Raw genomic sequence first — 23,969 nt, 5'->3', positions numbered from 1 at the left:
GCAAGCTTCCACGCATGGCAGGGGGACCCCGCCCGATCGCAGGGGGGTGGGGCGGGGACGTCGCCACCGGGTGGCCGGGGGCGGCCCATCGAGGGGTTGGGCCGCCTTCGGCCACCGCCGGAACTCACCCGCGTCCGAAACGTCTCTTTAGTATGGACGTGATGACCGCTGTCGCTGTGGGGCCGCGCTCGCTCGTGGTGCTGGCCGGACTGCCGGGAGCGGGCAAGACGACGCTGCTCGCCGCCGCCGACACCGGCGGGGCGCCGACCGTCGTGCTGGACTCCGACCAGGTCCGGAGCGCCCTCACGGCCGCGTTGCCCCGAGCGGTCCCCTACCGCTTCTACCGACCCCTGGTGCACCTGGTGCACCGCGGTCGCATCCTCTGGTTCGCGCTCACCGCGACCACCAGCCTGCTGCTGGTGCACGAACCGTCGACCCGGCCCACCACCAGGGCCGGCCTCGCGGCGGTCGGCGTGCTGACCAACCGGCCCCGGCACTTCGTGTGGCTCGACGCCACGCCGGAGGAGGCGCTGTCCGGTCAGGTCCAGCGGGGCAGGCTGATCCGCTCGCGGTCCTTCGGGCGGCACGTGCGCCGCGCGACCCGGCTGCGGACCAGGTTCGCCGACGGCCGCCCGCCGCGCGGCTGGCAGGGCGTGACCGTGCTGACCCGCCACGACCGCCTGCGGCTGGCGGTCACCCCGGGCTGAGCGGCTACCCTGGGGGAACCAGTGGCGGAAATCGACGTGCGAGGTCTGGCGGCACCGTGTTCAACACCCTTTCCGACCGGCTCACCGGGGTTCTCCAGAACCTGAGGGGCAAGGGACGGCTGTCCGAGGCGGACATCGACGCCACCGCGCGCGAGATCAGGGTCGCGCTGCTGGAGGCCGACGTCGCGCTGCCCGTCGTGCGCACCTTCATCGCCAAGGTCAAGGAGCGCGCCAAGGGCTCCGAGGTCAGCCAGGCGCTGAACCCGGCCCAGCAGGTCGTCAAGATCGTCGACGAGGAGCTGGTGGGCATCCTCGGCGGCGAGACCCGCCGGCTGAACCTGGCCAAGAACCCGCCGAGCGTGATCATGCTCGCCGGCCTCCAGGGCGCGGGCAAGACGACCCTGGCGGGCAAGCTGGCCCGGTGGCTCAAGGTCCAGGGCCACACCCCGCTGCTGATCGCCTGCGACCTCCAGCGCCCGAACGCGGTGACCCAGCTCCAGGTCGTCGGCGAGCGCGCCGGCGTGAAGGTCTTCGCGCCCGAGCCGGGCAACGGCGTGGGCGACCCGGTCGACGTCGCCCGCCGCGGCATCGAGGAGGCGAAGCGGTCGCAGCACGACGTGGTCGTGGTCGACACCGCGGGCCGCCTCGGCGTGGACGAGGAGATGATGCGGCAGGCGGCCGACATCAGGACCGCCGTCCAGCCGGACGAGGTGCTGTTCGTCGTCGACGCCATGATCGGCCAGGACGCCGTGAACACGGCGACCGCGTTCCGCGACGGCGTCGGCTTCACCGGCGTGGTGCTCACCAAGCTCGACGGCGACGCCCGCGGTGGCGCCGCGCTCAGCGTCCGCGAGGTCACCGGCCAGCCGATCCTGTTCGCCTCGAACGGCGAGAAGCTGGAGGACTTCGACGTCTTCCACCCGGACCGGATGGCGAGCCGCATCCTGGGCATGGGCGACATGCTCACCCTGATCGAGCAGGCCGAGCAGGCGTTCGACGCCGAGCAGGCCGAGGCCGCCGCGGTGAAGATGGGCTCCGGCCAGCTCACCCTGGAGGACTTCCTGGAGCAGATGCTGGCCCTGCGCAAGATGGGGCCCATCGCGAACCTGCTGGGCATGCTGCCCGGCGCGGGCCAGATGAAGGACCAGCTCGCCAACCTCGACGAGAAGCACCTCGACCGCGTGCAGGCGATCATCCGCGGCATGACACCCGCCGAGCGCGACGACCCGAAGATCATCAACGCCTCGCGCCGGCTGCGCATCGCCAACGGCTCCGGCGTCCGGGTCAGCGACGTGAACGACCTGGTCAACCGGTTCTTCGAGGCGCGCAAGATGATGTCGCAGATGGCGGGCCGGTTCGGCCTGCCCGGCGCGGGCGGCGGCAAGAACAACCGCAAGGGCAAGGGCAAGAAGGGGAAGAAGGGCAAGGGCCGCGGCCCGACGCCCCCGAAGGTGCGCGGCGGCTTCCCCGGGATGATGCCGGGCATGATGCCCGGTGGCATGCCGCCCGGGATGCCCGGCGGCGCGCCCGAACTGCCCCCCGGCCTGGGCGGGCTCGACCAGCTCCCGCCCGGCTTCGACCCGTCGAAGCTGAAGTTCGGCAAGTGACCGGTCTGCACCTGCGCGGCGTCGTCCTCCCGGAGGGCGGCGACCCGCGCGACCTGTGGGTGGTCAACGGCCGCATCCGCACGCGGCCCGTGCCGGGCGCCACCACCGTGGTCGACGGCGGCTACCTCGTGCCCGGCCTGGTGGACGCGCACTGCCACGTGGGCCTGGGCCCGAAGGGCGCCGTCGACCTGCCCGAGGCCGCCGAGCAGGCGCTCGCCGACCGCCGGGCGGGCACCCTGCTCGTCCGCGACTGCGGCTCGCCGCTGGACACCCGGCCGTTGCAGGAGCGCCTCGACCTGCCCCGGATCATCCGCGCGGGCCGCCACCTCGCCCGGCCCAAGCGGTACATCAAGTACCTGGGCGTGGAGGTCGAGGACCCGGCCGACCTGCCGGCCGCCGTCGCCGAGCAGGTCGAGCAGGGCGACGGCTGGGTCAAGCTCGTCGGCGACTGGATCGACCGCGCGAGCGGCGACCTCAAGCCGCTGTGGACCCGGGACGCGCTCACCGAGGCGATCAAGGTCGCCCACGAGGGCAGGGCGCGGGTCACCGCCCACGTGTTCGGCGAGGAGGCGCTGCCCGACCTGCTCGCCGCGGGCATCGACTGCGTCGAGCACGGCACCGGCCTCACCGACGACACGATCGAGCAGATGGCGCGCACCGGCACCGCGCTGGTGCCGACGCTGATCAACACCGAGAACTTCCCGTCGATCGCCGCGGGCGCCGACAAGTACCCGGTCTACCAACGGCACATGCTCGACCTGTACGCGCGCAGCGGCGAGACCGTCGCCAAGGCGGTCGAGGCGGGCGTGCCGGTGTACGCGGGCACCGACGCGGGCGGCGGCATCGAGCACGGCCGGATCGTCGACGAGGTCCAGGCCCTGCGCCGGGTGGGCATGACGGCGGAGCGCGCGCTCGGCGCGGCGTCGTGGGCGGCCCGCGAGTGGCTCGGCTTCCCGTCGCTGACCGAGGGCGCGGCGGCCGACGTCGTCGTCTACCGGACCGACCCGCGCGTCGACCTGGAGGCCCTGCGCCACCCTGCGCTGGTCATGCTCCGCGGTCGCGTGCACGCCTGACCCCGCACCGGCACCGCCCGCGCCGAAGCGCACCGAACCGCACCGCCCGAAGGCCCGCTGCCGCCGTCAGGGTGATCTTGACCGCCCTCGGGCGGCGTGCCCCGCCCCGGCACCACTACGTTCGGACGAGTGGAGGAACAGGACACCGGGCGGGCACACTGGTGCTTCCTGGCGTTCTTCACGGGGCTGGCGGGCTACTACCTGGCCACCCTGGTGTTCACCGCGGCGACGGCCGATCGCTTCGCCGAGGTCGACATCTCCGACCCGCCGGTGCTCGGCCCGCTCCTGCTGCTGGTGTTCCTGCCGAACGTCCTGCTCGGCCTCGGTCCCGCCGTCGTCTCCTGGCGGCGCGGCGCCGGACCGAACCGGGACTTCGGCCTGCTGCCCACGGTCCGCGACCTCAAGGTCGGCCTGGCCGCGGGCGGCGCGGCGCTGCTGGCGGCGTGGCTGCTCGGCGCGATCCTGCTCCGGCTGACCCCGGACCAGGCGACGGGCGTGGAGCAGATCGAGGCGCTGGCCGGCGGCCGCACGGTGTGGCTGGCCGCGGCGGCGCTGTTCGTCTTCCTCGGCGCACCGATCACCGAGGAACTCCTGACCAGGGGAGCACTGTGGCAGGCACTGGCGCACCACCGCGTCCCTCGACTGGCCGTCCTCGCCCTCACCGCCCTGGTGTTCGCCTTCCTGCACGAGGAGAGCTGGCGCATGATCAGCCTCTTCGCGCAGGGGCTGGCGATCGGCGCGGCCCGCATGACCACCGGTCGCGTGGCGTCGAGCGTGGTGGCCCACGCGACGAACAACCTGTTGCCCGCCGTGTACCTGTACACCGGTTGATTAGGGTGGATGGCTGTGAACCCACCGGATGAACCCCCGACAGGACTGATCGCCAGCGTCCGGGCGGTCGGGCGCGAGCCGGAACCCGTGCGGGCCGGGCAGCGCTGGGGCTTCGGCGCGTTCGTGCTGGTCGAAGCCGTCTTCATCCTCAGCGCCGTGTTCATCACGGCGATCGCCCGCACCTCGGGCACCGACATCGGCAGCTCGGTGGCGTTCATCCTGGTCGGCTCCGTGGTGCCGACCGTGCTCGCCGCCGGTGTCGCCGTGGTGATCACCTGCGTGCGCGGCAACGGCCCGTGGCAGGACCTCCGGCTGGGCTGGGACTGGGCGGACGTGAAGGTCGGCCTCAAGCTCGGCGCGCTCGGCCTGGTGCTCACCTACGTGGCCGCCGTGATCTGGTCCCGGGTCGTCGGCGACAAGAACGCCACGTCGGCCATCGGCGAGCTGGTCGACGGCGCGGGCCTGCCCCTCGGCGCGGCCGTCGTGATGTTCCTCTACGTGTGCTTCATCGGGCCGGTCTGCGAGGAGGTCATCTACCGCGGCCTGCTGTGGGGGGCGATCGAGCGGCAGCGGTGGAGCCGGTGGGCGGCGTTCACGCTCACCACGCTGATCTTCGCGGCGAGCCACCTGGAACCGCTGCGGACCTCGCTGCTGATCGTCATCGCGATCCCCATCGGCATCGCCCGGCTGATCACCCGCAGGCTCACCGCCAGCGTCGTCGCGCACGTCGTCAACAACTTCCTGCCCGGCCTGACCCTGCTCCTCGTCTCGGTGGGGGTGATGCCCGCGTGATCGACCTCAACAGCGACCTCGGCGAGGGCTTCGGCATCTGGCGGCTCGGCGACGACGACGCCCTGCTCGACGTCGTGACCAGCGCGAACGTGGCCTGCGGGTTCCACGCGGGCGACCCGTCGACGATGCGCCGGGTGTGCGCGCGGGCCGCCGCGCGGGGGGTCGCCGTCGGCGCCCAGGTCTCCTACCGCGACCTCGCGGGCTTCGGCCGCCGGTTCATCGACGCCGACCCGGGCGAGCTGGCCGACGAGGTGCTCTACCAGGTCGGCGCGCTGGAGGCGTGCGCCCGAGCGGCCGGCACGCGGGTGGCCTACGTGAAGCCGCACGGCGCGCTCTACAACGCCACCGTGCACCACGACGCGCAGGCCGCCGCCGTGGTCGCGGGCGTGCGGGCGTTCGGCGACCTGCCCGTCCTCGGGCTGCCCGGCTCGCGCCTGCTGCACCACGCCGACCGCGCGGGCCTGCGCGCGGTGCGCGAGGCGTTCGCCGACCGCGCGTACACCCCGGAGGGCACCCTGGTGCCGCGCCGCGAGCCCGGCGCGGTGCTCGGCGGCACCGACGCGGTCCTCGCGCAGGTGCTGCGGCTCGCCGAACGCGGCGAGCTGGTCGCCACCGACGGGTCCGTGATCAGGGCCGAGGTCGACTCCCTGTGCGTGCACGGCGACACGCCGGGCGCCGTCGAGCACGCCCGGGAGATCCGCGCGGCCCTCGGCGCGGCGGGGGTGGCCGTGGCCCGATTCGTACCGGAGCCGCCGCGTCTGGCAGAATGATTGGTTGTTCGCCGAGGTCGGTCCCTCTCACCGTGCCGTGGCGCCCCAGACACCTGGGCTTTTCGCACCCGTGCCCCACGCGGGTGAGGACTGCCCAACCTGAGCACATCGAAGCACGAGGAGCACCCACACCCGTGGCCGTCAAGATCAAGCTTCAGCGACTCGGCAAGATCCGTCAGCCGTACTACCGGATCGTCGTCGCCGACGCGCGCACCCGCCGCAGCGGCAAGGCCATCGAGACGATCGGCAAGTACCACCCGAAGGAAGAGCCGTCGTTCATCGCGGTCGACAGCGACCGCGCGCAGTACTGGCTGGGTGTCGGCGCGCAGCCGACCGAGTCCGTGCAGCGCCTGCTGGAGATCACCGGCGACTGGCAGAAGTTCAAGGGCCTGCCGGGCGCCGAGGGCACGCTGAAGCTCAAGGAGCCGAAGCCCAGCAAGGCGGACCTGTTCGCCGCCGCGCTGGCCGCCGCCGGCGACGCGCCGTCGACCGAGGCCACCACGCCGAAGAAGAAGGCCGCCAAGAAGGCCGACGCCGAGCCCGCCGCCGACGCCCCCAAGGACGAGGCGTGAGCTTGTTGGCTGACGCCCTCGAACACCTCGTTCGGGGCATCGTCGACCACCCGGACGACGTCCGGGTGAACCTGGTCACGACCCGGCGCGGTCGCACGCTGGAGGTCCACGTCCACCCGGACGACCTCGGCAAGGTGATCGGCCGCTCCGGCCGCACCGCGACGGCCCTGCGCACCGTGATGGCCGGTATCGGTGGTCGTGGCGTGCGGGTCGACGTGGTCGACACCGACCGCTGAGCCCGCGGATGGACGTCGTCGTCGGCCGCGTGGCCAAGGCGCACGGGATCACCGGCGAACTCGCCGTCGACGTGCGCACCGATTCACCCGAGGCCCGGTTCGCGCCGGGCGCGGTGCTGGCCGCGAAGTTGCGCGACGGCACGTCCCGCGACCTCACCGTCACAGCCGCCCGGAACCACTCCGGGCGGCTGCTGGTGCGCTTCGAGGAAGTCCTGACCAGGGACGTGGCCGAGACGCTGCGCGGCACGCTGCTGCTCGGCAGCACGGACGACCTGCCGCCGACCGGCGACCCGGACGAGTTCTACGACCACGAGCTCGAAGGCCTGAGCGCCGAGCTGGTGGACGGGACGAAGATCGGCACGGTGCACGAAATCGTGCACGGCCCCGGCGGCGAGCTGCTGGTCCTCAGGACCGAGCGCGGCGAGCAGCTGGTCCCGTTCGTGCGCGAGATCGTGCCCACGGTGGACGTCGCCGGCGGGCGCGTCGTGCTGACCCCGCCCGAGGGCCTGCTCGATGCGGATTGACGTCGTCACGATCTTCCCGGAGTACCTCGACCCGCTCCGGGCCGCCCTGCTGGGCAAGGCGATCGACCGCGGCCTGATCTCCGTCGGCGTGCACGACCTGCGCGACTGGACCCACGACGTGCACAAGGCCGTGGACGACAGCCCGTACGGCGGCGGCCCCGGCATGGTGATGAAGCCGCAGGTCTGGGGCGACGCGCTGGACGCCGTGTGCACGGAGGCGACCCGGCTGGTCGTGCCCACGCCCGCCGGCCGCCCGTTCACCCAGGCGATGGCCCACGAGCTCGCCGCGGAGGAGCACCTGGTGTTCGCCTGCGGCCGCTACGAGGGCATCGACCAGCGGGTCGTGGACGACGCGGCCCGGCGGGTGCGCGTGGACGAGGTCTCCATCGGCGACTACGTGCTGGTCGGCGGCGAGGTGGCCGTCCTCGTCGTGGTCGAGGCCGTGGCCCGGCTGCTGCCCGGCGTGCTGGGCAACCCGAAGTCCGCCGCGGAGGACTCGTTCTCCGACGGCCTGCTCGAAGGCCCGAGCTACACCCGCCCCGAGGTGTGGCGCGACCTGGCCGTGCCCGAGGTGCTGCGCTCGGGCAACCACCGGCTGATCGACCGCTGGCGCCGCGACCAGTCGCTGCGCCGGACCCGGGAACGCCGCCCCGAACTGCTCGCCGCGCTGCCCGACAGCGCCTTCGACAAGCACGACCGCAAGCTCCTGGACGAGCTGGGCTAGGCCCGATTTCGTCCGGACCGTGCCCATCTGGCACACTGGACAGGTTGCTGCACCCGGTTCAACTTGTCCGGCGTGCGCTAGCCCGCCCCCGAAGGCCGTGAAGTTTCACCCGAACGCGCGCCGGGGGAGTACGTACACGTGAGGACGAGGACGGACCACCGATGAACACCCTGGACGCTCTTGACGCCCAGTCGCTGCGCTCCGACATCCCGAGCTTCCGGCCGGGCGACACGCTGAAGGTCCACGTCCGCGTCATCGAGGGCTCCCGTGAGCGGGTCCAGGTGTTCCAGGGCGTCGTGATCCGCCGCCAGGGCGGTGGCATCCGCGAGACCTTCACCGTCCGCAAGGTCTCGTTCGGCGTCGGCGTCGAGCGCACCTTCCCGGTGCACTCCCCGAACATCGCCGAGGTCGAGGTGGCCTCCCGCGGTGCCGTGCGCCGCGCGAAGCTCTACTACCTCCGCGACCTGCGCGGCAAGGCCGCCAAGATCAAGGAGAAGCGCGACGCGAAGCCCGGGGCCAAGCCGGCCTCCTGACGCCCGGCTCACGCGGAACCAGTAGCCTGCCCACGTGGCAGAACCCGTGCACCGCTCCGCTGACGAAGACGGTCAGGAACCCGCAGCCGAGTCCACTCCGGACGAGGCTGCGGGTGGTGGCCCGAAGGGCAAGAAGAAGCCGCCGCTCTGGCGCGAGCTGCTCGTGCTCGCCGCGACGGCGCTGGTCCTGACGGTCCTGATCCAGACCTTCCTGGCGAGGGTGTACGTGATCCCGTCGCAGTCGATGGAGGAGACCCTCCACGGCTGCCCCGGGTGCAACAACGACCGGGTGCTGGTCGACAAGCTGGTCTACGACTTCGGCGACATCGAGCCCGGCGAGGTCGTCGTCTTCCGCGGCCCCGAGGCGTGGGGCAACAACGACTTCACCTCGACGCGCTCCGAGAACCCGGTCGTCGCCGGCCTCCAGTCCGTGCTGTCCCTGATCGGCCTCGCGCCGCCGGACGAGCGCGACTTCGTCAAGCGCGTCATCGCCGTCGGCGGCCAGACCGTCGAGTGCTGCGACGACCAGCACCGGCTCAAGGTCGACGGCAAGCCGCTGGACGAGCCCTACGTCTACTGGGCGCCCGGCACCTCGCCGGAGGACCACAAGCCGTTCGAGGCGGTCAAGGTCCCCGAGGGCCAGCTCTGGGTGATGGGCGACAACCGGACGAACTCCACCGACTCCCGCGCGCAGGGCGGCGGCGGCCTGAACGGCACCGTGCCCGAGGAGAACGTGATCGGCAAGGCGCGCGTCATCGTGCTGCCGCCGTCGCGCTGGCAGGGCATCGGCGACCACAACCCGCAGGCCGTGTCGCTGGGCGCGCCCGCGTGGCAGCAGGGCATCCCGGCGGGCGCCGGGCTCGTCGCCGCGTGGCCCCTGGTGTTCTTCACCCGGAAGGTGCGGAGGCGGTTGACCAGGGCCTCACAGGTCTGATCGGTACGCTGGGCGGGTGGTAGACGTCGCACCGTCCCGTGGCCCCTCCGACGGGGAGGACCCGGAGCACGAGGAGAAGGTCGAGCAGTGGCGCGCCCGCGCGCACGAGAAGGCCAAGAAGAAGGGCTCGTTCTGGAAGGAACTGCCCATCCTCATCGGTGTCGCCGTCGTGCTGGCGGTGCTGATCCAGTCCTTCCTGGCCAAGGTCTACATGATCCCGTCGGAGTCGATGGAGCAGACGCTCCACGGCTGCTCCGACGGCTGCTTCGGCGACCGCGTGCTGGTCGACAAGCTCACCTACGACTTCACCGACCCCTCGCCGGGTGACGTGGTCGTGTTCCACGGTCCCGACACCTGGATCAACCAGGACTTCGTGACCGAGGAGCCGACCAACCCGGTGACCAGGGCGATCCAGGGCCTCGGCTCGCTGATGGGCTTCCCGTCTGCGAACGAGGAGGACTTCGTCAAGCGGGTCATCGCCGTCGGCGGGCAGACCGTGCAGTGCTGCGACGAGCGCAACCGGGTCGTGGTCGACGGCAAGCCGCTCGACGAGCCCTACGTGCACTGGGAGCCGGGCCGCAGCACCGTGCAGGAGTCGTTCGCGGAGCTGAAGATCCCCGAGGGCTACCTGTTCGTGCTCGGCGACAACCGCAACGACTCGTGCGACTCCCGGTGCCAGGGCGACGGCCGCGAGGGCGGTCTGGTGCCGGTCGACAACGTGGTGGGCAAGGCCCGCGTGATCGTGCTGCCGCCGGCCCGCTGGCAGGGCGTGGGCGACCACAACCCCCAGGTCGTGGCCATCGGCGCCCCCGCCTGGCAGGACGCCCTGCCGGCCGGCGCCGGGTTCGCGGCGGCCTGGCCGGTGCTGCTGCTGGGCAAGCGCGTGCGGGCGCGGTTCCGGCGTTCGCGCCTGGGATAGGGTCGAGGGGTGATCCGCAAGCCGCCCCGCGTCCAGGTCCGGCCGGCCGCGGGCATCTGGGCGTTCCAGGCCGCGCTCGACCGGCGCGGCCTCGGCCCGGTGGCGGGCGTGGACGAGGCGGGCCGGGGCGCGTGCGCCGGACCGCTGGTGGTCGCGTCGTGCGTGCTCAAGCCGGGTGACGCGGCGAAGTTCGAGGGCCTGACCGACTCGAAGCTGCTCACCGCCGCCGCCCGTGACCGCGTGCACGACCTGGTGCTCAGGCACGCGGTCGACTACGCGGTCGTCGTCGTCCCCGCGGCCGAGGTCGACCTGATCGGCGTGCACGTGGCGAACATCGAGGGGATGCGGCGGGCTGTCGCCCGTTTGGGTGCACATCCCGGCTACGTGCTGACCGACGGGTTCCCGGTCCCGGGCCTCACGGCGCCGAGCATGCCGGTTGTCAAGGGCGACCGCGTGGCGGCCTGCGTGGCGGCCGCGTCGGTGTTGGCCAAGGTCACGCGCGACCGGATCATGACCGAGCTGCACGGGGAGCTGCCCGCCTACGGGTTCGACGTGCACAAGGGCTACAGCACGGCGGACCACACCGCGGCGCTCGCGGAGCACGGCCCGAGTGCGCAACACCGCTGGTCGTATGCGAATGTGGCGGCGGCAGCGGCTCGTCACGGCCTGGAGCCGCCGCACCGGGTGGCGCGTGGCGTCGTGCCCGCCGGTGTGGTCCAGAATGGAACACCCCCGCAGACCAGCGGTGGCAGGCTCGCGACGAGGAGGGGCGCGGATTCGATGAGTACCCGCGCGGAGGCGTAATGAGTGCAGAGGATCTCGAGAAGTACGAGACCGAGATGGAGTTGTCGCTGTACAAGGAGTACCGCGACATCGTCAGCCAGTTCTCGTTCGTCGTGGAGACCGAGCGGCGGTTCTACCTGGCCAACTCGGTGGACGTGCAGGTCCGCAACGCGGACGGCGAGGTCTACTTCGAGGTGCGGATGTCCGACGCCTGGGTGTGGGACATGTACCGCCCCGCCCGGTTCGTCAAGAACGTCCGGGTGATCACGTTCAAGGACGTGAACGTCGAGGAGCTCGACAAGCCCGAGCTGCGGCTGCCCGAGGACGGTCCGTTCAACACCTGACAGACGGCTTCCACGTCGCGGGGGTCTGCCGTCCGGCAGGCCCCCGCCGCGTTCTCCGGGTGGCTCCACCCGGTTGTCCACAGGCCGCGGAGTTGTCCACAGTTCCGGAGATCGTGCCGGCGCTCCCCCCGTTCCTCCCGGATGGTCGACCACACGACCACCACCGGGAGGAACGAGATGAGCACGGCAACCGACCTGGGCAGGCGCGGCGAGGACGCGGCCTGCCGCTACCTCGAACACCAGGGCCTGTCCCTGCTCGCCCGCAACTGGCGCTGCGAGGAGGGTGAGCTCGACGTCGTCGCGACGGACGGCGACCAGTTGGTCGTGGTCGAGGTGAAGTGCCGTTCGGGCACCGACCGGGGCGCGCCGCTGGAGGCCGTGGCGCCCGGGCAGCTCGACCGGGTGCGCCGGGCCTCGCAGCGCTGGTCGGTGCTGCACCGCCTGCCCGGCGTCCGCATCCGCGTGGACGTCGTGTCGATCGAGTGGCCGCCCGGCGGTCGCGTCCGCCTCCACCACCTGCGGGGTGTGTGATGGCGCTGGCGCGCACCTGGTCCGTGGCCCTGCTCGGGGTCGACGGCGTGCCCGTGGAGATCGAGGCCGACGTCGGCGCGGGCACCGTGCGGACGCAGCTCCTGGGCCTGCCGGACGCGGCCCTGCACGAGTCGAAGGACCGCGTGCGCGCGGCGGTCCGCAACAGCGGCCGGGCGTGGCCGACGCGGCGGGTGACCCTGGGCCTGTCCCCGGCGACGCTGCCGAAGAACGGCTCGGGCTACGACCTGGCCATCGCGTGCGTCGTCCTGGCCGCGACCGGGGAGGTGCCCGGCGAGCGGCTGGCGGGCACCGCGCTGCTGGGCGAACTGGCCCTCGACGGCCGGGTCCGCGCGGTCCGCGGCGTCCTGCCGTCGCTGCTGGCGGCGCGGCGGGCGGGGCTGACCGAGGCGGTCGTCCCGGTCGACTCCCTGCCCGAGGCGGCGCTCGTCGACGGCCTGACCCTGCACGGCGCGTCCACCCTCACCGAGGTCCTGGCGTGGCTGGCGGGCGAGGGCGGCCTGGCCGCCGCGCCCGAACCGGCCCCGGCCCGGCCGCCGGACGGCCCGGACCTGGCGGACGTGCTCGGCCAGCCGGAGGCGAGGTGGGCGCTGGAGGTGGCGGCGGCGGGCGGCCACCACCTCCTGCTCACCGGGCCGCCCGGCACCGGGAAGACGATGCTGGCCCAGCGCCTGGCGGGCCTGCTGCCGCCGCTGGCGGGGGACGAGGCGCTGGGCGTGACGGCCGTGCACTCCGTCGCGGGGCTGCTCACGCCGGAGGCCCCGCTGGTCTCGACGCCGCCGTTCGTCTCGCTGCACCACTCCACCTCCACCGCCGCGCTCGTCGGCGGCGGGACGGGCACGGCCAAACCGGGCGCGATGAGCCGGGCCCACCGCGGGGTCCTGTTCCTGGACGAGGCCCGCGAGTTCGGCGCGGCCAAGCTGGAGGCCCTCCGCACCGCCCTGGAGGAGGGCGAGGTGCGCCTGGCCAGGCGTGACGGCATAGCCCGGTACCCGGCGAGGTTCCAGCTGGTCATGGCCACCAACCCCTGTCCGTGCGCGCCGCCGAAGGACGTCGACTGCCTCTGCCCGCCCGCGGCCAGGCGGCGCTACGCGGCGAAGCTGTCCGGCCCCCTGCTGGACCGCGTGGACCTGCGCGTGACCATGCGCCCCCTCACCGCCATGTCGGGCGCGGAGGTGAGCCCGCCGGAACCGTCCGCGACGGTCAGGGCGAGGGTCCGCGAGGCCAGGGCGAGGGCCACCGAGCGCTGGTCCGCCCACGGCTGGCCGACCAACGCGGAGGTACCGGGCCCGGTCCTGCGCCGCGACCACGCCCTGCCGCGCGACGTCACCCGGGTCCTGGACCGGGCGCTGGCGCTGGGCGCGCTGACGGGCCGGGGCGCGGACAGGTGCCTCCGCGTCGCCTGGACCCTGGCCGACCTGGCGAAGGCGGACCGCCCGACCGCCGACCACGTGGCCGCCGCCCTCGAATTCCGCGACAGGAGTGCGTCGTGACGCGCCCCGCGCCCGCTCCCGCCACCTCGGCCGCCAGCCCGCCCGCCACCTCGGCCGCCAGCCCGGCCGCCACCTCGGCCGCCAGCCCGGCCGCCGGAGCGGACCACCTGGCCGCCAGCCCGGCTACCAGCCCGGCCGCCGGAGCGGACCACCCCGCCGCGACCCCGCCCGCCGGAGCGGACTACCCGGCCGCAACCCCGCCCGCCGGAGCGGCCGCGACCCCGCCCGCCAGAGCGGATCACCCGGCCGGGATGGGCCGGCCCGCGTCGCCGGTGCCGGTGCCGGTGCCGCGGGGGCCTGCGGTGGGCGATGACGTCCTGCTGGCGAGGGCCTACCTGTCCCGGGTCGCGGAGCCGCCCGCGCACGCCCTGCACGCGTTCGTGGCCGAGGTGGGGCCGGTCGCGGCGGCGGAGCTGGTCCGTCGCGGGGACGTGCCCGCCGCCGTCGACAGCCAGACCTCCGCCCGGCGCGCGGAGGTCCGGGCCGAGCGCGACCTGGAGCTCGTGGCGGCGGTCGGCGGGCGGCTCCTCGTGCCCGAGGACCCGGAGTGGCCGTCGTGGCCGTTCACCGCGCTGGGCACGGCCGCCGCCAACGGCCTGCGCTGCGGCGGGGAGCCACTGGCGCTGTGGGTGCGCGGCCGGGTGGACCTGGCCGGCGCCGCCGAGCGCGCCGTCGCGGTCGTCGGCAGCCGGGCCGCGACCGGGTACGGGCAGCACGTCGCCGAGGAGTTCGGCTTCGGGCTGGCCGAGGCGGGGGTGACCGTGGTGTCCGGTGCCGCCTACGGGATCGACGGGGCGGCGCACCGGGGCGCGCTGACCGCCGGCGGCACGACGGTCGCGGTGCTGGCGTGCGGCGTCGACGTCGCCTACCCCGCCGGTCACCGGGCGCTGATCGAGCGCATCGCCGCCGAGGGGCTGGTGGTGAGCGAGTACCCGCCGGCGCACACCCCGGCCCGGCACCGGTTCCTCACCCGGAACCGGCTGATCGCGGCGCTCGCGGAGGGCACGGTCGTCGTCGAGGCCGGGCGGCGCAGCGGCGCGAAGAACACGGCGGCCTCGACGACCGCGCTGGGGCGGGTGCTGATGGCGGTGCCCGGTCCGATCACCTCGGTCAGCTCGACCGGGTGCCACGAGCTGCTCAGGTCGGGCGAGGCGCTGCCGGTGAGCAGCGTGGCCGAGGTCGTCGAGTCGACCGGGCGGCTCGGGGTCGACCTGGTCGAGGCGCGGCGGAACACCGAGGCCGGGCCGCCGCAGGGCGACGCGATGAGGGTGTTCGAAGCCCTCGGGCTGGCGTTCGGCCACAGCCCGGAGGCCATCTCGGTGGAGTCCGGCGTCGAGCTGGCGAGGGTGCGCGCTCTGCTGCCACAACTGGAACTGGCCCGTCTCGCGGAACGCGGCGAATCAGGTTGGAAGCGTTCCCAGGAGGCGAGTTGGCGTGGCGATGCTTGACCAAGGGCGTCCGAGGGCGCAGCGTCAGGGTCTATGTCCCCGCAGCCGCCCGCTCGGACACGTCGTGTCGATCTCGTGCGCCTCCGTCGCGCGCTCCCGGACGACGTGGCGGCCGTGCTGGACGGCTTCGAGCGCCACCTGTCGATGGAGCGCGGGCTGTCCCCGCACACCGTCCGCGCCTACCTCGGCGACGTCGTCGCCCTGCTGGTCCACCTGGCCGGGGACGAGCCCGACAACGCCACCGCGGAGGCCGTCGACCTCCCCGGGCTGCGCTCGTGGCTCGCCGCTCAGCACGCGGCGGGCGCGGGGCGGACGACGCTCGCCCGCCGCGCGGCCTCCGCCCGCGCGTTCACCGCGTGGGCCACCCGCACGGGCGCGCTGGCCGCGGACCCGGGGCCGCGGCTCGTCGCGCCGCGCCCGCACCGGACGCTGCCCGCGGTGCTGCGGCCGGACCAGGCCGGGGCCGCCATGGCAGTAGCGGAAGTAAGCGCGGAACAGGGCGATCCGGTTGCGCTGCGTGACCAAGCCGTGGTGGAGTTGCTGTACGCGACAGGTGTCCGGGTCGCCGAGTTGTGCGGTCTCGACCTCGACGACGTGGACTACTCCCAAAGGGTGATTCGGGTTCTGGGCAAGGGCAACCGCGAACGCACGGTGCCGTTCGGCGTTCCGGCCGAACGGGCGGTACGGCGCTGGGTGGAGCACGGGCGGTCGGCGCTGGTCAACGACCGTTCACACCGCGCGCTGCTACTGGGTGCGCGGGGCGGCAGGCTCGACCCGCGTACCGCCAGGCGGGTCGTCCACGATGTAGTGGGTGCGGTGCCCGGGGCGAACGACACCGGGCCCCACGGGCTGCGCCACTCCGCGGCCACGCACCTGTTGGAAGGAGGAGCGGACCTGCGCACCGTCCAAGAGCTTCTTGGTCACGCTACGCTCGCAACCACTCAGCTCTACACACACGTCACCGTCGAACGGCTGAAGGCGATCCATGACCGAACCCACCCCCGCTCCTGACGTCGCAGGGGGAGGTTCGCGGACCGCAACCGTGACCTCTCCCTCCGCCGCGCACGTCGGGACCTCGTCGGAGTCGCGCACCCCGGCCGGGACGAACGGTCACCACGTCGACGGTGCGCAAGGGCTCAACGGCCACGCCGCACCGGCGCCCGTCGGCAGACCGGCGCACCCGGCGTCCGAGTCGCGCACCGCCGACGACGTGGAAGCCGGGATCATCGCGCTGTGGCACAAGTACGGCGAGTCGCGCGAGCAGGGCCTGCGCGACCGGCTGGTGCTGCACTACGCCCCGCTGGTCAAGTACGTCGCGGGTCGCGTCGGCACCGGCCTGCCCGCGCACGTCGACGTGGCCGACCTGATCCAGTCCGGCATCTTCGGCCTGGTCGACGCGATCGAGAAGTTCGAGCCCGAGCGCGGCCTGAAGTTCGAGACGTACGCGATGCAGCGCATCCGCGGCGCGATCCTCGACGACCTGCGCTCCCAGGACTGGGTGCCGCGCTCGGTCCGCAGCCGGGCCCGCGACGTCGAGCGCGCGCTCGAACGCCTCGGCGCCAGCCTCCAGCGCACCCCGACCGACCGCGAGCTGGCCGCCGAGCTGAAGATCGGCCTCGGTGAGCTGCGCGAGCTGTACGCCCAGCTCCAGCTCACCAGCGTCGTCGCGCTGGACGAGCTGATCGCCGCGGGCCGCAACGCCGGTGGCGCGGGCTCCTCGCTGGCCGAGTCGCTGCCCGACGAGGGCGCGGAGGACCCGATCGCGAGCCTGGTCGACCAGGACAGCCGACGCCAGCTCGCCGACGCCATCGCCCAGCTCGCCGAGCGCGACCGGGTCGTGGTGACCCTGTACTACTTCGAGAACCTGACCCTCGCCGAGATCGGCAAGGTGCTCGGGGTCACCGAGTCCCGGGTCTGCCAGCTCCACACGCGGGCGGTCCTGCGCCTCCGCACCAAGCTCAACGAGCAGCTCGAAACCTGACGCCCGACGCGTCCGCGCCCGGACAACGGCGGCCCGGCACCCGGCGACCGGACACACGGCGGCCCGGCATCCGGCGACCGGACACAGGCGGCCCGGCATCGGGCGGCCCGGCACCGGCGACCCGGCATCCGACGACCGGGCATCTACGGCCGGGACACCCGGTGACCGATCACCGGCGTCGAGCACCCGCCGCGCTGCGGCGTCGTCATCGCGTCACCCCCGCACCACCACTTCGCCGCCATTCCGCCCGGACGCATGCCCGGACGCATGCCCGGACGCATGCCCGGACACCTGCCCTGACACCCCGCCCCGCTTTGACGCCCCGCTCGGCCCGGCTCGGGGGAGCAGGCGCACCCGGCCCGAGGCCACCAGGCGCAGCGGGTCGAGGTAGTCGCGGGCTCGGGGCGGGCTCGTCCTCAGGGCTCCCCAGTGCAGGCAGGCCGGGGTCGGGCAGCCCTCGTGGCCCGGTCGCAGGGTGCCGATCCGGTCGCCCCGCCGGACGGTCCGACCCGCGTGGACCTCGGGCGTGACCGGCTCGTAGGTGGTGCGCAGGCCGCCGGTGTGGAGCAGGGAGACCAGCGGGCGGCCGGCCACCGGGCCGCCGTGCAGGACCACGCCGTCGGCGGCGGCCAGGACCGCGGTGCCCGGTGGGGCGGCCAGGTCGACGCCCCGGTGGCCCGCGGCGTACGGGCCGGGTGGGGGTTCGAAGCGGCGGACCACCTCGCGTGGTGGGGGCAGTGGCCAGGCGAAGCGCGGTGCTCGGCTCGCCGCCGCCCGGTCGGCCACCGGGAGGCCGGCCACCAGGAGGGCGGTTGCCGGGAGGGCGGTTGCCGGGAGGGCGGTCAGCGGGGGTGGGGGAGTGAGGAGCAGGGTGGCTGTCAAGGCCAGGACCAGCGGCGTTCGCATCGTGGGAGTCATGCCTCCACGGTCCGGGGTCGCGGCGGTGGCTGCCAGCGGCTTCTCGTCGGTTGTGGACAACTCGACGGCCTGTGGACAACTCCCGGGGGCGGTTCGGTGTTCCGGAGCTGATCGGCGTACACTCGTGCCGCGGCCCGTGTGAGCGCGGGACGACTTCGCGTGCCAATGCAGATCCGACCCGCTTCCGTGGTCGAGTCACGCAGTCCGGCGGTCCCGAGGGTGTGGCGAGCACACTGCGACACCCCTCCGGTTCGGGCGGCGGCAAGGGCACCAGGGCGGCGGTCCACCCCGGTCCGCCGCGATGAACCGGAACCGCGTGCCGGCCCGAGACGGCCGGTGCGCCCGAACGAAGAGGTGCGAACCCGGCCATGGCCGTCGTCACCATGAAGCAGCTGCTCGACAGCGGCGTGCACTTCGGGCACCAGACCCGCCGCTGGAACCCGAAGATGAAGCGCTACATCTTCACCGAGCGCAACGGCATCTACATCATCGACCTCCAGCAGACGCTGACCTACATCGACCGGGCTTACGAGTTCGTGAAGGAAACGGTCGCGCACGGCGGGTCGATCCTGTTCATCGGCACCAAGAAGCAGGCGCAGGAGGCCATCGCCAACGAGGCCCTCCGCGTCGGCATGCCCTTCGTGAACCAGCGGTGGCTGGGCGGCATGCTCACCAACTTCTCCACGGTGCACAAGCGCCTCCAGCGGCTCAAGGAGCTGGAGTCGATGGAGCAGACCGGCGGTTTCCAGGGTTTCACCAAGAAGGAAATCCTGATGATGAACCGCGAGAAGGACAAGCTGGAGCGCACGCTCGGCGGTATCCGCGACATGTCCAAGGTGCCCAGCGCCGTGTGGATCGTGGACACCAAGAAGGAGCACATCGCGGTCGGTGAGGCTCGCAAGCTGAACATCCCGATCGTGGCGATCCTCGACACGAACTGCGACCCGGACGAGGTCGACTACCCGATCCCGGGCAACGACGACGCGATCCGTTCCGCCGCGCTGCTGACCAAGGTCGTGGCCGAGGCCGCCGCCGCCGGTCTGATGCAGCGCTCGGGTGGCCGCAACCAGGCCGCCGACGGCGCCGAGAAGCCCGAGCCGGGTGTCGGCACCGACGAGCCGCTGGCCGAGTGGGAGCAGGAGCTGCTGGTCGGCGCCGACGCGCCCGCCGCCGCTGCCGCCCCCGCCGAGGCGCCCGCCGCCCCGGCCGAGGGCACCGAGGCCGCTCCTCAGTCCTGATCCGACGCGCGCCGCGCCCACCTCGACGCAGGTGGGCGCGGCGCGCGCCCAGACACCCGCGCGAATACGCAGAAGGAACGGATTCAGCACGATGGCGAACTACACCGCCGCTGACGTGAAGCGCCTCCGCGAGCTCACCGCCGCAGGCATGATGGACTGCAAGAAGGCGCTCGAGGAAGCCGAGGGCGACTTCGACAAGGCGGTCGAGATCCTGCGCATCAAGGGTGCGAAGGACGTCGGCAAGCGCGCCGAGCGCACGACCTCCAACGGCCTGGTCGTGGCCGAGGACGGCGTGATGATCGAGCTGCGCTGCGAGACCGACTTCGTCGCCAAGAACGCCGACTTCCAGGAGCTGGCCTCCCGGATCGTCGCGGTCGCCAAGGCCACCCGCCCGGCCGACGCCGAGGCCCTCAAGGCCGCCGACCTGGACGGCAAGAACGTCGACGCGGTCGTCCAGGAGTTCTCCGCCAAGATCGGCGAGAAGCTGGAAGTGGCCAAGGTCGCCGTGTTCGACGGCACCGTCACCACCTACCTGCACCGCCGTGCCGCCGACCTGCCCCCGGCCGTGGGCGTCGTCGTCGAGTACACCGGTGACAACGAGGAGGCCGCGCGCGGCGCCGCGATGCAGATCGCCGCGATGCGCCCGCAGTACCTCACCCGCGACGAGGTCCCGGCGGACGTGGTGGCCCACGAGCGCCGCATCGCCGAGGAGACCTCCCGCGAGGAGGGCAAGCCGGAGGCGGCGCTGCCCAAGATCGTCGAAGGTCGCGTGAACGGCTTCTTCAAGGACGTGGTGCTCCTGGAGCAGCCGTCGGTGACGGAGTCGAAGAAGACCGTCAAGGCCGTGCTGGACGAGGCCGGGGTCACCGTGACCCGCTTCGCCCGGTTCGAGGTCGGCCAGGCCTGATCCACGTGAGGGCGGGGTTGCGCGCACACGTCGCGACCCCGCCCTTGCCGTGTCCAGAGGAGGACCCGTGAGCCCAGAGGCAGACAACCCAGAGGTGGACGGCCCGGGAGCCCGCGAGGAGGAGCCGGTCGCCGGCTACCGCCGCGTGATGCTCAAGCTGGGCGGCGAGATGTTCGGCGGTGGCGGTGTCGGCGTCGACCCGGACGTCGTGCAGACGGTGTCGCGCCAGATCGCCGCGGTCGTCCGAACAGGGGTCCAGGTCGCCGTCGTCATCGGTGGCGGCAACTTCTTCCGCGGCGCGGAGCTCCAGCAGCGCGGCATGGACCGCAGCCGCGCCGACTACATGGGCATGCTCGGCACGGTGATGAACTGCCTCGCCCTCCAGGACTTCCTGGAGCGCGAGCACGGCATCGACACGCGCGTGCAGACCGCCATCACGATGGGCCAGGTCGCCGAGTCCTACATCCCCCGCCGGGCGATGCGGCACCTCGACAAGGGCCGCGTGGTGATCTTCGGCGGCGGCGCGGGCATGCCGTACTTCTCCACCGACACGACCGCCGCCCAGCGCGCGCTGGAGATCGGCTGCGAGGTCGTCCTGATGGCGAAGGCCGTGGACGGCATCTACACCGCCGACCCCAAGGTCGACCCGGACGCGCTGATGTTCGACAGCATCACGCACCGGGAGGTGCTCGAACGCGGCCTGAACGTCGCGGACGCGACCGCGTTCAGCCTGTGCATGGACAACAACATGCCGATCATGGTGTTCAACCTGCTCACCGAGGGGAACATCGCGCGCGCCGTGCGCGGTGAGAAGATCGGGACGCTGGTGAGCACCCCCGGTGGTCGCCCGTCCTTCTAGACCTGCTGGGATTCGAGCCGAACAGCGCACACAAGGGAGTCAGCCGTGATCGACGAGACCCTCCTCGACGCCGAGGAGAAGATGGAAAAAGCGGTGTCCGTGGCGAAGGAGGACCTCGCCTCGGTCCGCACCGGCCGCGCCAACCCCTCGATGTTCTCCCGCATCGTCGTCGAGTACTACGGTTCGCCCACGCCCCTGAACCAGCTGGCCAGCGTCGCCATCCCGGAGGCGCGCATGGCGGTCATCAAGCCCTACGACGCGACCCAGCTCAACTCGGTCGAGAAGGCCATCCGCGACTCCGACCTGGGCGTCAACCCCAGCAACGACGGCTCGATCATCCGCGTGGTGATCCCGCAGCTGTCCGAGGAGCGCCGCCGCGAGATGGTCAAGGTCGCCAAGGGCAAGGGCGAGGACGCCAAGGTGTCCATCCGCAACATCCGCCGCAAGGCCAAGGAGGAGCTGGACCGCCTGGTCAAGGACGGCGAGGTCGGCGAGGACGACGGCTCCCGCGCCGAGAAGGAGCTGGAGAACGTCACCCACCGGTACGTCACCCAGGTCGAGGAGCTGGTCAAGCACAAGGAAGCCGAGCTGCTCGAGGTCTAGTCGGGTCGTGTCGGTTCACCCGGTCGGGTAGTCGGCCGCGGGCTTTTCGCTTGGCCGGTCGACGGCCGTGATAGGAGCACAGCAGGTGTCAGGCGGCGGTGAGCAGGGCGCCCCGGTGGCGGGCGCGTCGACCGGGGGCGCGCCGACCGGGGGCGCGTCCCCGTCCCGCGCGGGGCGCAACCTGCCCGCGGCCATCGGCGTGGGCGTCGGGCTGGGCGCGGTCATCCTCGTGTCGCTGTTCACCGTGCGCCAGCTGTTCGTGGGCGTCGTGGCGCTAGCCGTCGCCGTGTCGGTGTACGAGCTGGCCGGCGCCCTGAAGCGCGGCGCGGGCATCAAGGTCGCCCTGGTGCCCGTGCTGCTCGGCTCGCAGGCCGTCGTCTGGCTGGCCTGGCCGTTCGAGCGCGGCGGCGTGCTCAGCGCGTTCGTCGTGACGATGCTGGTCTGCCTGCTGTGGCGGCTCAAGGACGGCGCCGACGGCTACCTGCGCGACGTCACCGCGTCGATCTTCACGGTGGCCTACGTGGGGGTGTTCGCCGCGTTCGCGGTGATGCTGGTCGTGCCGGACGACGGCGTGTTCCGCGTCCTGGCGTTCCTGATCGGCGTCGTGCTGTCGGACACCGGCGGCTACGCGGCGGGCGTGTTCCTGGGCAGGCACCCGATGGCACCCGCCATCAGCCCGAAGAAGTCCTGGGAGGGCTTCGGCGGCTCGCTGGTGGCGGGCACGGTCGGCGGCGCGCTCACCGTCGGCGTGATGCTCGACGGCCAGTGGTGGCAGGGCGTCCTGTTCGGCGCCGCGCTCGTCGTCACGGCCACCGCGGGCGACCTGGTCGAGTCGCTGATCAAGCGCGACCTGGGCGTCAAGGACATGGGCACGCTGCTGCCCGGCCACGGCGGCCTGATGGACCGGATGGACTCGCTGCTGCCGTCGGCCGTGGTGGCCTGGCTGCTGCTGCACACGTTCGTGCCGTCCTAGTACCCCGGGTTCACTCGTCGTACGGGTCGTCGATCGCCGACCCGACCTCGTCGTCGGACAGCGGCGAGCTGCGCGACGGGTCGATCACCGAGAACACCGAGCCCACGTGGTCGGCGACCGCGGTGACGCGGCCGAACGGCGTGTCGTACGGCTCCACGGTGATCTGCCCGCCCAGCTCCAGCACGCGGGACGCGACGGAGTCCGTGCCGATCTCGGGCGCGGCGGTGAAGTACACCATCCAGTGCGGCGGGGTGTCCGGGGCGAACGCGCGGCCCATCCGCTGCCGGCCGAGGACGGTCTCGCCCTCGACGGCCCACAGCGTGTAGTCCACCGCGTGACCGTCACCGATCTGGGTGATCTCGAAGCCGCACAGCTCGTGGAAGAACGCGTCCGCGGCCTGCCCGTCGCGCGTGTTCAGCTCGGCCCACGCGTACGCGCCGTGGCCGTTGGTGCCGAACACCCAGTCCGGCGGCACGTGCCGGAACCCGATCGCCGCGCCGGACGGGTCGAGGAGCACGGTGGACACCTCGGTCGGCTCGCCCAGGACCGTGCCGCCCAGCGCGTGCGCCTTCTCGGCGGTGGCGCGGGCGTGCGGGGTGCCGAGGTAGAGCGTCCACGCGCTCGGGCGGGACGCCGGGACCAGCTCGGCGACCGGCATGCCGTCCACGACGGCGATGGTGCGGCCCCCGGTGTCGGCGGCGTAGTACCAGCCGAACAGGCCCGTGTAGAAGTCGATGCTCGCCTGGAGGTCGGTGGTGGCGATGTCCACCCAGCACGGCGCGCCGTGGTGCAATTCGGCCAAAGCGGGAGAATTCGGGACGATGGACACCGCGTACCTCCTGCTCGACGGCCTTTCGATCACGCTACGGCTCTAGAGTCGTCCCGTGAAGGGATTAGTACGCGCCGCCCTGGCCGCCGTCCGCCCGGCCGACGTGCTGCCGAGCCCCAACATCTGGCACTGGCCGGAGGTCTACGAGGTCGAGAACCGCGCGCAGGACGCGGACGGCGCCATCTGGGCCGCGCTGCGCGAGGAGTGCGACTGGACGGGCCGGGACGTGGTCGACGTGGGCTGCGGCGACGGTTTCCACCTGCCGGTCCTCGCCCGCGACGCCGCGTCGGTGGTCGGCGTCGAGCCGCACGCGCCGCTGGTGCGCCGGGCCCGCGCGCGGGTCGCGGACGTGCCGGGCGCGTCGGTCCTCGCCGGACCCGCCCAGCGGCTGCCGCTGCGCGACGCGTCCGCGGACCTGGTGCACGCGCGCACGGCGTACTTCTTCGGCCCCGGCTGCGAACCGGGCATCCGGGAGGCCGACCGGGTGCTGCGGCCCGGCGGCGCGCTCGCGGTCGTGGACCTGGACGGCTCGGCCGCGCCCTACGGGCCGTGGCTGTGCGCGGACGAGCCCCGCTACGACCCGGCGGGCGTCGAGCGGTTCTTCGCCGAGCAGGGCTTCTCGCTGCGCCGGGTGCGCGCGCGGTGGCGCTTCGAGCGGCGCGAGGACCTGGAGGCGGTGCTGCGGATCGAGTTCTCCGCGGCGGTGGCCGAGCGGGCGATCGCCGAGACGCCCGGCCTGTCGTTCGAGGTCGGCTACCGGCTGCACGTGCGGCGCAAGCCCACCGGGTTGGTGCTGCCCTGAGGCGCGCGTCCCGGGCTTCC

28 protein-coding genes are annotated in these 23,969 nt (G+C 73.1%); 26 read left to right on the top strand and 2 right to left on the bottom strand.

From position 1 onward, the window contains the following. The first annotated feature begins 161 nt into the window (after positions 1 to 161). The 20 genes from ACRAKJ_RS35480 (at position 162) to ACRAKJ_RS35385 (ending at position 16,820) form a co-directional block, all read left to right on the top strand. Positions 162 to 707 carry an AAA family ATPase gene (locus ACRAKJ_RS35480; protein ID WP_438924100.1) on the top strand — a complete coding sequence of 182 codons (546 nt, stop codon included), beginning with the start codon at positions 162 to 164 and terminating at the stop codon, positions 705 to 707. A gap of 56 nt (positions 708 to 763) precedes the next feature. Further along, positions 764 to 2,314: a signal recognition particle protein gene (gene ffh, locus ACRAKJ_RS35475; RefSeq protein WP_438924101.1), complete on the top strand. Its 1,551-nt coding sequence runs from the start codon at positions 764 to 766 to the stop codon at positions 2,312 to 2,314. Further along, positions 2,311 to 3,387 carry an amidohydrolase family protein gene (locus tag ACRAKJ_RS35470; RefSeq protein WP_438924102.1) on the top strand — a complete coding sequence of 359 codons (1,077 nt, stop codon included), beginning with the start codon at positions 2,311 to 2,313 and terminating at the stop codon, positions 3,385 to 3,387. Before ffh ends, ACRAKJ_RS35470 begins: the two co-directional genes overlap by 4 nt. Positions 3,388 to 3,516: 129 nt before the next feature. Beyond that, a complete protein-coding gene (locus tag ACRAKJ_RS35465) occupies positions 3,517 to 4,218 on the top strand; it encodes a CPBP family glutamic-type intramembrane protease (RefSeq protein WP_438924103.1) in 702 nt (233 codons plus the stop codon). A gap of 9 nt (positions 4,219 to 4,227) precedes the next feature. Then, positions 4,228 to 5,010 carry a CPBP family glutamic-type intramembrane protease gene (locus tag ACRAKJ_RS35460; protein WP_438924104.1) on the top strand — a complete coding sequence of 261 codons (783 nt, stop codon included), beginning with the start codon at positions 4,228 to 4,230 and terminating at the stop codon, positions 5,008 to 5,010. Beyond that, on the top strand, positions 5,007 to 5,780 hold the full coding sequence (locus ACRAKJ_RS35455) for a 5-oxoprolinase subunit PxpA (RefSeq protein ID WP_438924105.1): 774 nt from the start codon (positions 5,007 to 5,009) through the stop codon (positions 5,778 to 5,780). The genes ACRAKJ_RS35460 and ACRAKJ_RS35455 overlap by 4 nt, the downstream gene beginning before the upstream one ends. 134 nt (positions 5,781 to 5,914) lie before the next feature. Next, positions 5,915 to 6,352, top strand: a complete 438-nt coding sequence (gene rpsP / locus ACRAKJ_RS35450) for a 30S ribosomal protein S16 (protein ID WP_438924106.1) — start codon at positions 5,915 to 5,917, stop codon at positions 6,350 to 6,352. After that, on the top strand, positions 6,349 to 6,588 hold the full coding sequence (locus ACRAKJ_RS35445) for an RNA-binding protein (protein ID WP_015104447.1): 240 nt from the start codon (positions 6,349 to 6,351) through the stop codon (positions 6,586 to 6,588). Before rpsP ends, ACRAKJ_RS35445 begins: the two co-directional genes overlap by 4 nt. Positions 6,589 to 6,596: 8 nt before the next feature. Continuing rightward, positions 6,597 to 7,112 carry a ribosome maturation factor RimM gene (rimM, locus tag ACRAKJ_RS35440; RefSeq protein WP_438924107.1) on the top strand — a complete coding sequence of 172 codons (516 nt, stop codon included), beginning with the start codon at positions 6,597 to 6,599 and terminating at the stop codon, positions 7,110 to 7,112. Continuing rightward, on the top strand, positions 7,102 to 7,836 hold the full coding sequence (gene trmD, locus ACRAKJ_RS35435) for a tRNA (guanosine(37)-N1)-methyltransferase TrmD (protein WP_438924108.1): 735 nt from the start codon (positions 7,102 to 7,104) through the stop codon (positions 7,834 to 7,836). Before rimM ends, trmD begins: the two co-directional genes overlap by 11 nt. Positions 7,837 to 7,997: 161 nt before the next feature. After that, on the top strand, positions 7,998 to 8,369 hold the full coding sequence (rplS, locus tag ACRAKJ_RS35430; RefSeq protein ID WP_438924109.1) for a 50S ribosomal protein L19: 372 nt from the start codon (positions 7,998 to 8,000) through the stop codon (positions 8,367 to 8,369). A gap of 34 nt (positions 8,370 to 8,403) precedes the next feature. Further along, positions 8,404 to 9,303, top strand: coding sequence for a signal peptidase I (gene lepB, locus ACRAKJ_RS35425; protein WP_438924110.1), 900 nt, complete (start codon positions 8,404 to 8,406; stop codon positions 9,301 to 9,303). 16 nt (positions 9,304 to 9,319) lie between these two features. Next, the gene (lepB, locus tag ACRAKJ_RS35420; protein WP_438924111.1) at positions 9,320 to 10,222 is read left to right on the top strand and encodes a signal peptidase I; all 903 of its coding nucleotides are present in this window, start codon (positions 9,320 to 9,322) and stop codon (positions 10,220 to 10,222) included. Positions 10,223 to 10,231: 9 nt separating this feature from the next. Continuing rightward, a complete protein-coding gene (locus ACRAKJ_RS35415) occupies positions 10,232 to 11,026 on the top strand; it encodes a ribonuclease HII (protein WP_438924112.1) in 795 nt (264 codons plus the stop codon). Next, positions 11,026 to 11,349: a DUF2469 domain-containing protein gene (locus tag ACRAKJ_RS35410; protein ID WP_438924113.1), complete on the top strand. Its 324-nt coding sequence runs from the start codon at positions 11,026 to 11,028 to the stop codon at positions 11,347 to 11,349. The genes ACRAKJ_RS35415 and ACRAKJ_RS35410 overlap by 1 nt, the downstream gene beginning before the upstream one ends. A gap of 177 nt (positions 11,350 to 11,526) precedes the next feature. Continuing rightward, a complete protein-coding gene (locus tag ACRAKJ_RS35405; protein WP_438924114.1) occupies positions 11,527 to 11,880 on the top strand; it encodes a YraN family protein in 354 nt (117 codons plus the stop codon). Then, positions 11,880 to 13,391: a YifB family Mg chelatase-like AAA ATPase gene (locus ACRAKJ_RS35400; protein WP_438924115.1), complete on the top strand. Its 1,512-nt coding sequence runs from the start codon at positions 11,880 to 11,882 to the stop codon at positions 13,389 to 13,391. The genes ACRAKJ_RS35405 and ACRAKJ_RS35400 overlap by 1 nt, the downstream gene beginning before the upstream one ends. Next, complete coding sequence (dprA, locus tag ACRAKJ_RS35395) at positions 13,388 to 14,839, top strand: DNA-processing protein DprA (RefSeq protein WP_438924116.1); 1,452 nt, start codon at positions 13,388 to 13,390, stop codon at positions 14,837 to 14,839. The genes ACRAKJ_RS35400 and dprA overlap by 4 nt, the downstream gene beginning before the upstream one ends. Positions 14,840 to 14,872: 33 nt before the next feature. Then, positions 14,873 to 15,850: a tyrosine-type recombinase/integrase gene (locus ACRAKJ_RS35390; protein ID WP_438924117.1), complete on the top strand. Its 978-nt coding sequence runs from the start codon at positions 14,873 to 14,875 to the stop codon at positions 15,848 to 15,850. Continuing rightward, positions 15,825 to 16,820, top strand: coding sequence for a FliA/WhiG family RNA polymerase sigma factor (locus ACRAKJ_RS35385; RefSeq protein ID WP_438924118.1), 996 nt, complete (start codon positions 15,825 to 15,827; stop codon positions 16,818 to 16,820). Before ACRAKJ_RS35390 ends, ACRAKJ_RS35385 begins: the two co-directional genes overlap by 26 nt. 213 nt (positions 16,821 to 17,033) lie before the next feature. Here the strand turns inward: ACRAKJ_RS35385 and ACRAKJ_RS35380 are convergent, their stop codons facing one another. Beyond that, positions 17,034 to 17,738, bottom strand: coding sequence for a peptidoglycan DD-metalloendopeptidase family protein (locus tag ACRAKJ_RS35380; RefSeq protein ID WP_438924119.1), 705 nt, complete (start codon positions 17,736 to 17,738; stop codon positions 17,034 to 17,036). A gap of 368 nt (positions 17,739 to 18,106) precedes the next feature. On the opposite strand from ACRAKJ_RS35380, the gene rpsB reads away from it, so the two are divergent. The 5 genes from rpsB to ACRAKJ_RS35355 all read left to right on the top strand — a co-directional run bounded on the left by rpsB (position 18,107) and on the right by ACRAKJ_RS35355 (position 22,318). Continuing rightward, a complete protein-coding gene (rpsB, locus tag ACRAKJ_RS35375; RefSeq protein ID WP_447008803.1) occupies positions 18,107 to 18,976 on the top strand; it encodes a 30S ribosomal protein S2 in 870 nt (289 codons plus the stop codon). 91 nt (positions 18,977 to 19,067) lie between these two features. Beyond that, positions 19,068 to 19,883 (top strand): translation elongation factor Ts, encoded by an 816-nt coding sequence (gene tsf, locus ACRAKJ_RS35370; RefSeq protein ID WP_438926764.1) that lies wholly within the window; start codon positions 19,068 to 19,070, stop codon positions 19,881 to 19,883. 148 nt (positions 19,884 to 20,031) lie between these two features. Beyond that, positions 20,032 to 20,742 (top strand): UMP kinase, encoded by a 711-nt coding sequence (gene pyrH / locus ACRAKJ_RS35365; RefSeq protein WP_438926763.1) that lies wholly within the window; start codon positions 20,032 to 20,034, stop codon positions 20,740 to 20,742. 45 nt (positions 20,743 to 20,787) lie between these two features. Then, positions 20,788 to 21,345, top strand: coding sequence for a ribosome recycling factor (frr, locus tag ACRAKJ_RS35360; RefSeq protein WP_438926761.1), 558 nt, complete (start codon positions 20,788 to 20,790; stop codon positions 21,343 to 21,345). A 115-nt stretch (positions 21,346 to 21,460) separates the two neighbouring features. Continuing rightward, on the top strand, positions 21,461 to 22,318 hold the full coding sequence (locus ACRAKJ_RS35355; RefSeq protein WP_438926762.1) for a phosphatidate cytidylyltransferase: 858 nt from the start codon (positions 21,461 to 21,463) through the stop codon (positions 22,316 to 22,318). A gap of 10 nt (positions 22,319 to 22,328) precedes the next feature. On the opposite strand, the gene ACRAKJ_RS35350 is transcribed toward ACRAKJ_RS35355, so the two are convergent. Beyond that, entirely contained in the window at positions 22,329 to 23,120 is a 792-nt protein-coding gene (locus tag ACRAKJ_RS35350; protein ID WP_438926760.1) for a VOC family protein, read from the bottom strand. Positions 23,121 to 23,202: 82 nt separating this feature from the next. On the opposite strand from ACRAKJ_RS35350, the gene ACRAKJ_RS35345 reads away from it, so the two are divergent. Further along, positions 23,203 to 23,949: a methyltransferase domain-containing protein gene (locus tag ACRAKJ_RS35345; RefSeq protein WP_438926759.1), complete on the top strand. Its 747-nt coding sequence runs from the start codon at positions 23,203 to 23,205 to the stop codon at positions 23,947 to 23,949. Positions 23,950 to 23,969: the final 20 nt, after the last annotated feature.

This window comes from Saccharothrix sp. DSM 118769 (assembly GCF_052936295.1).
Note: the sequence above shows the minus strand (reverse complement) of the source record. Positions and strands in the feature narration are given on the sequence as shown.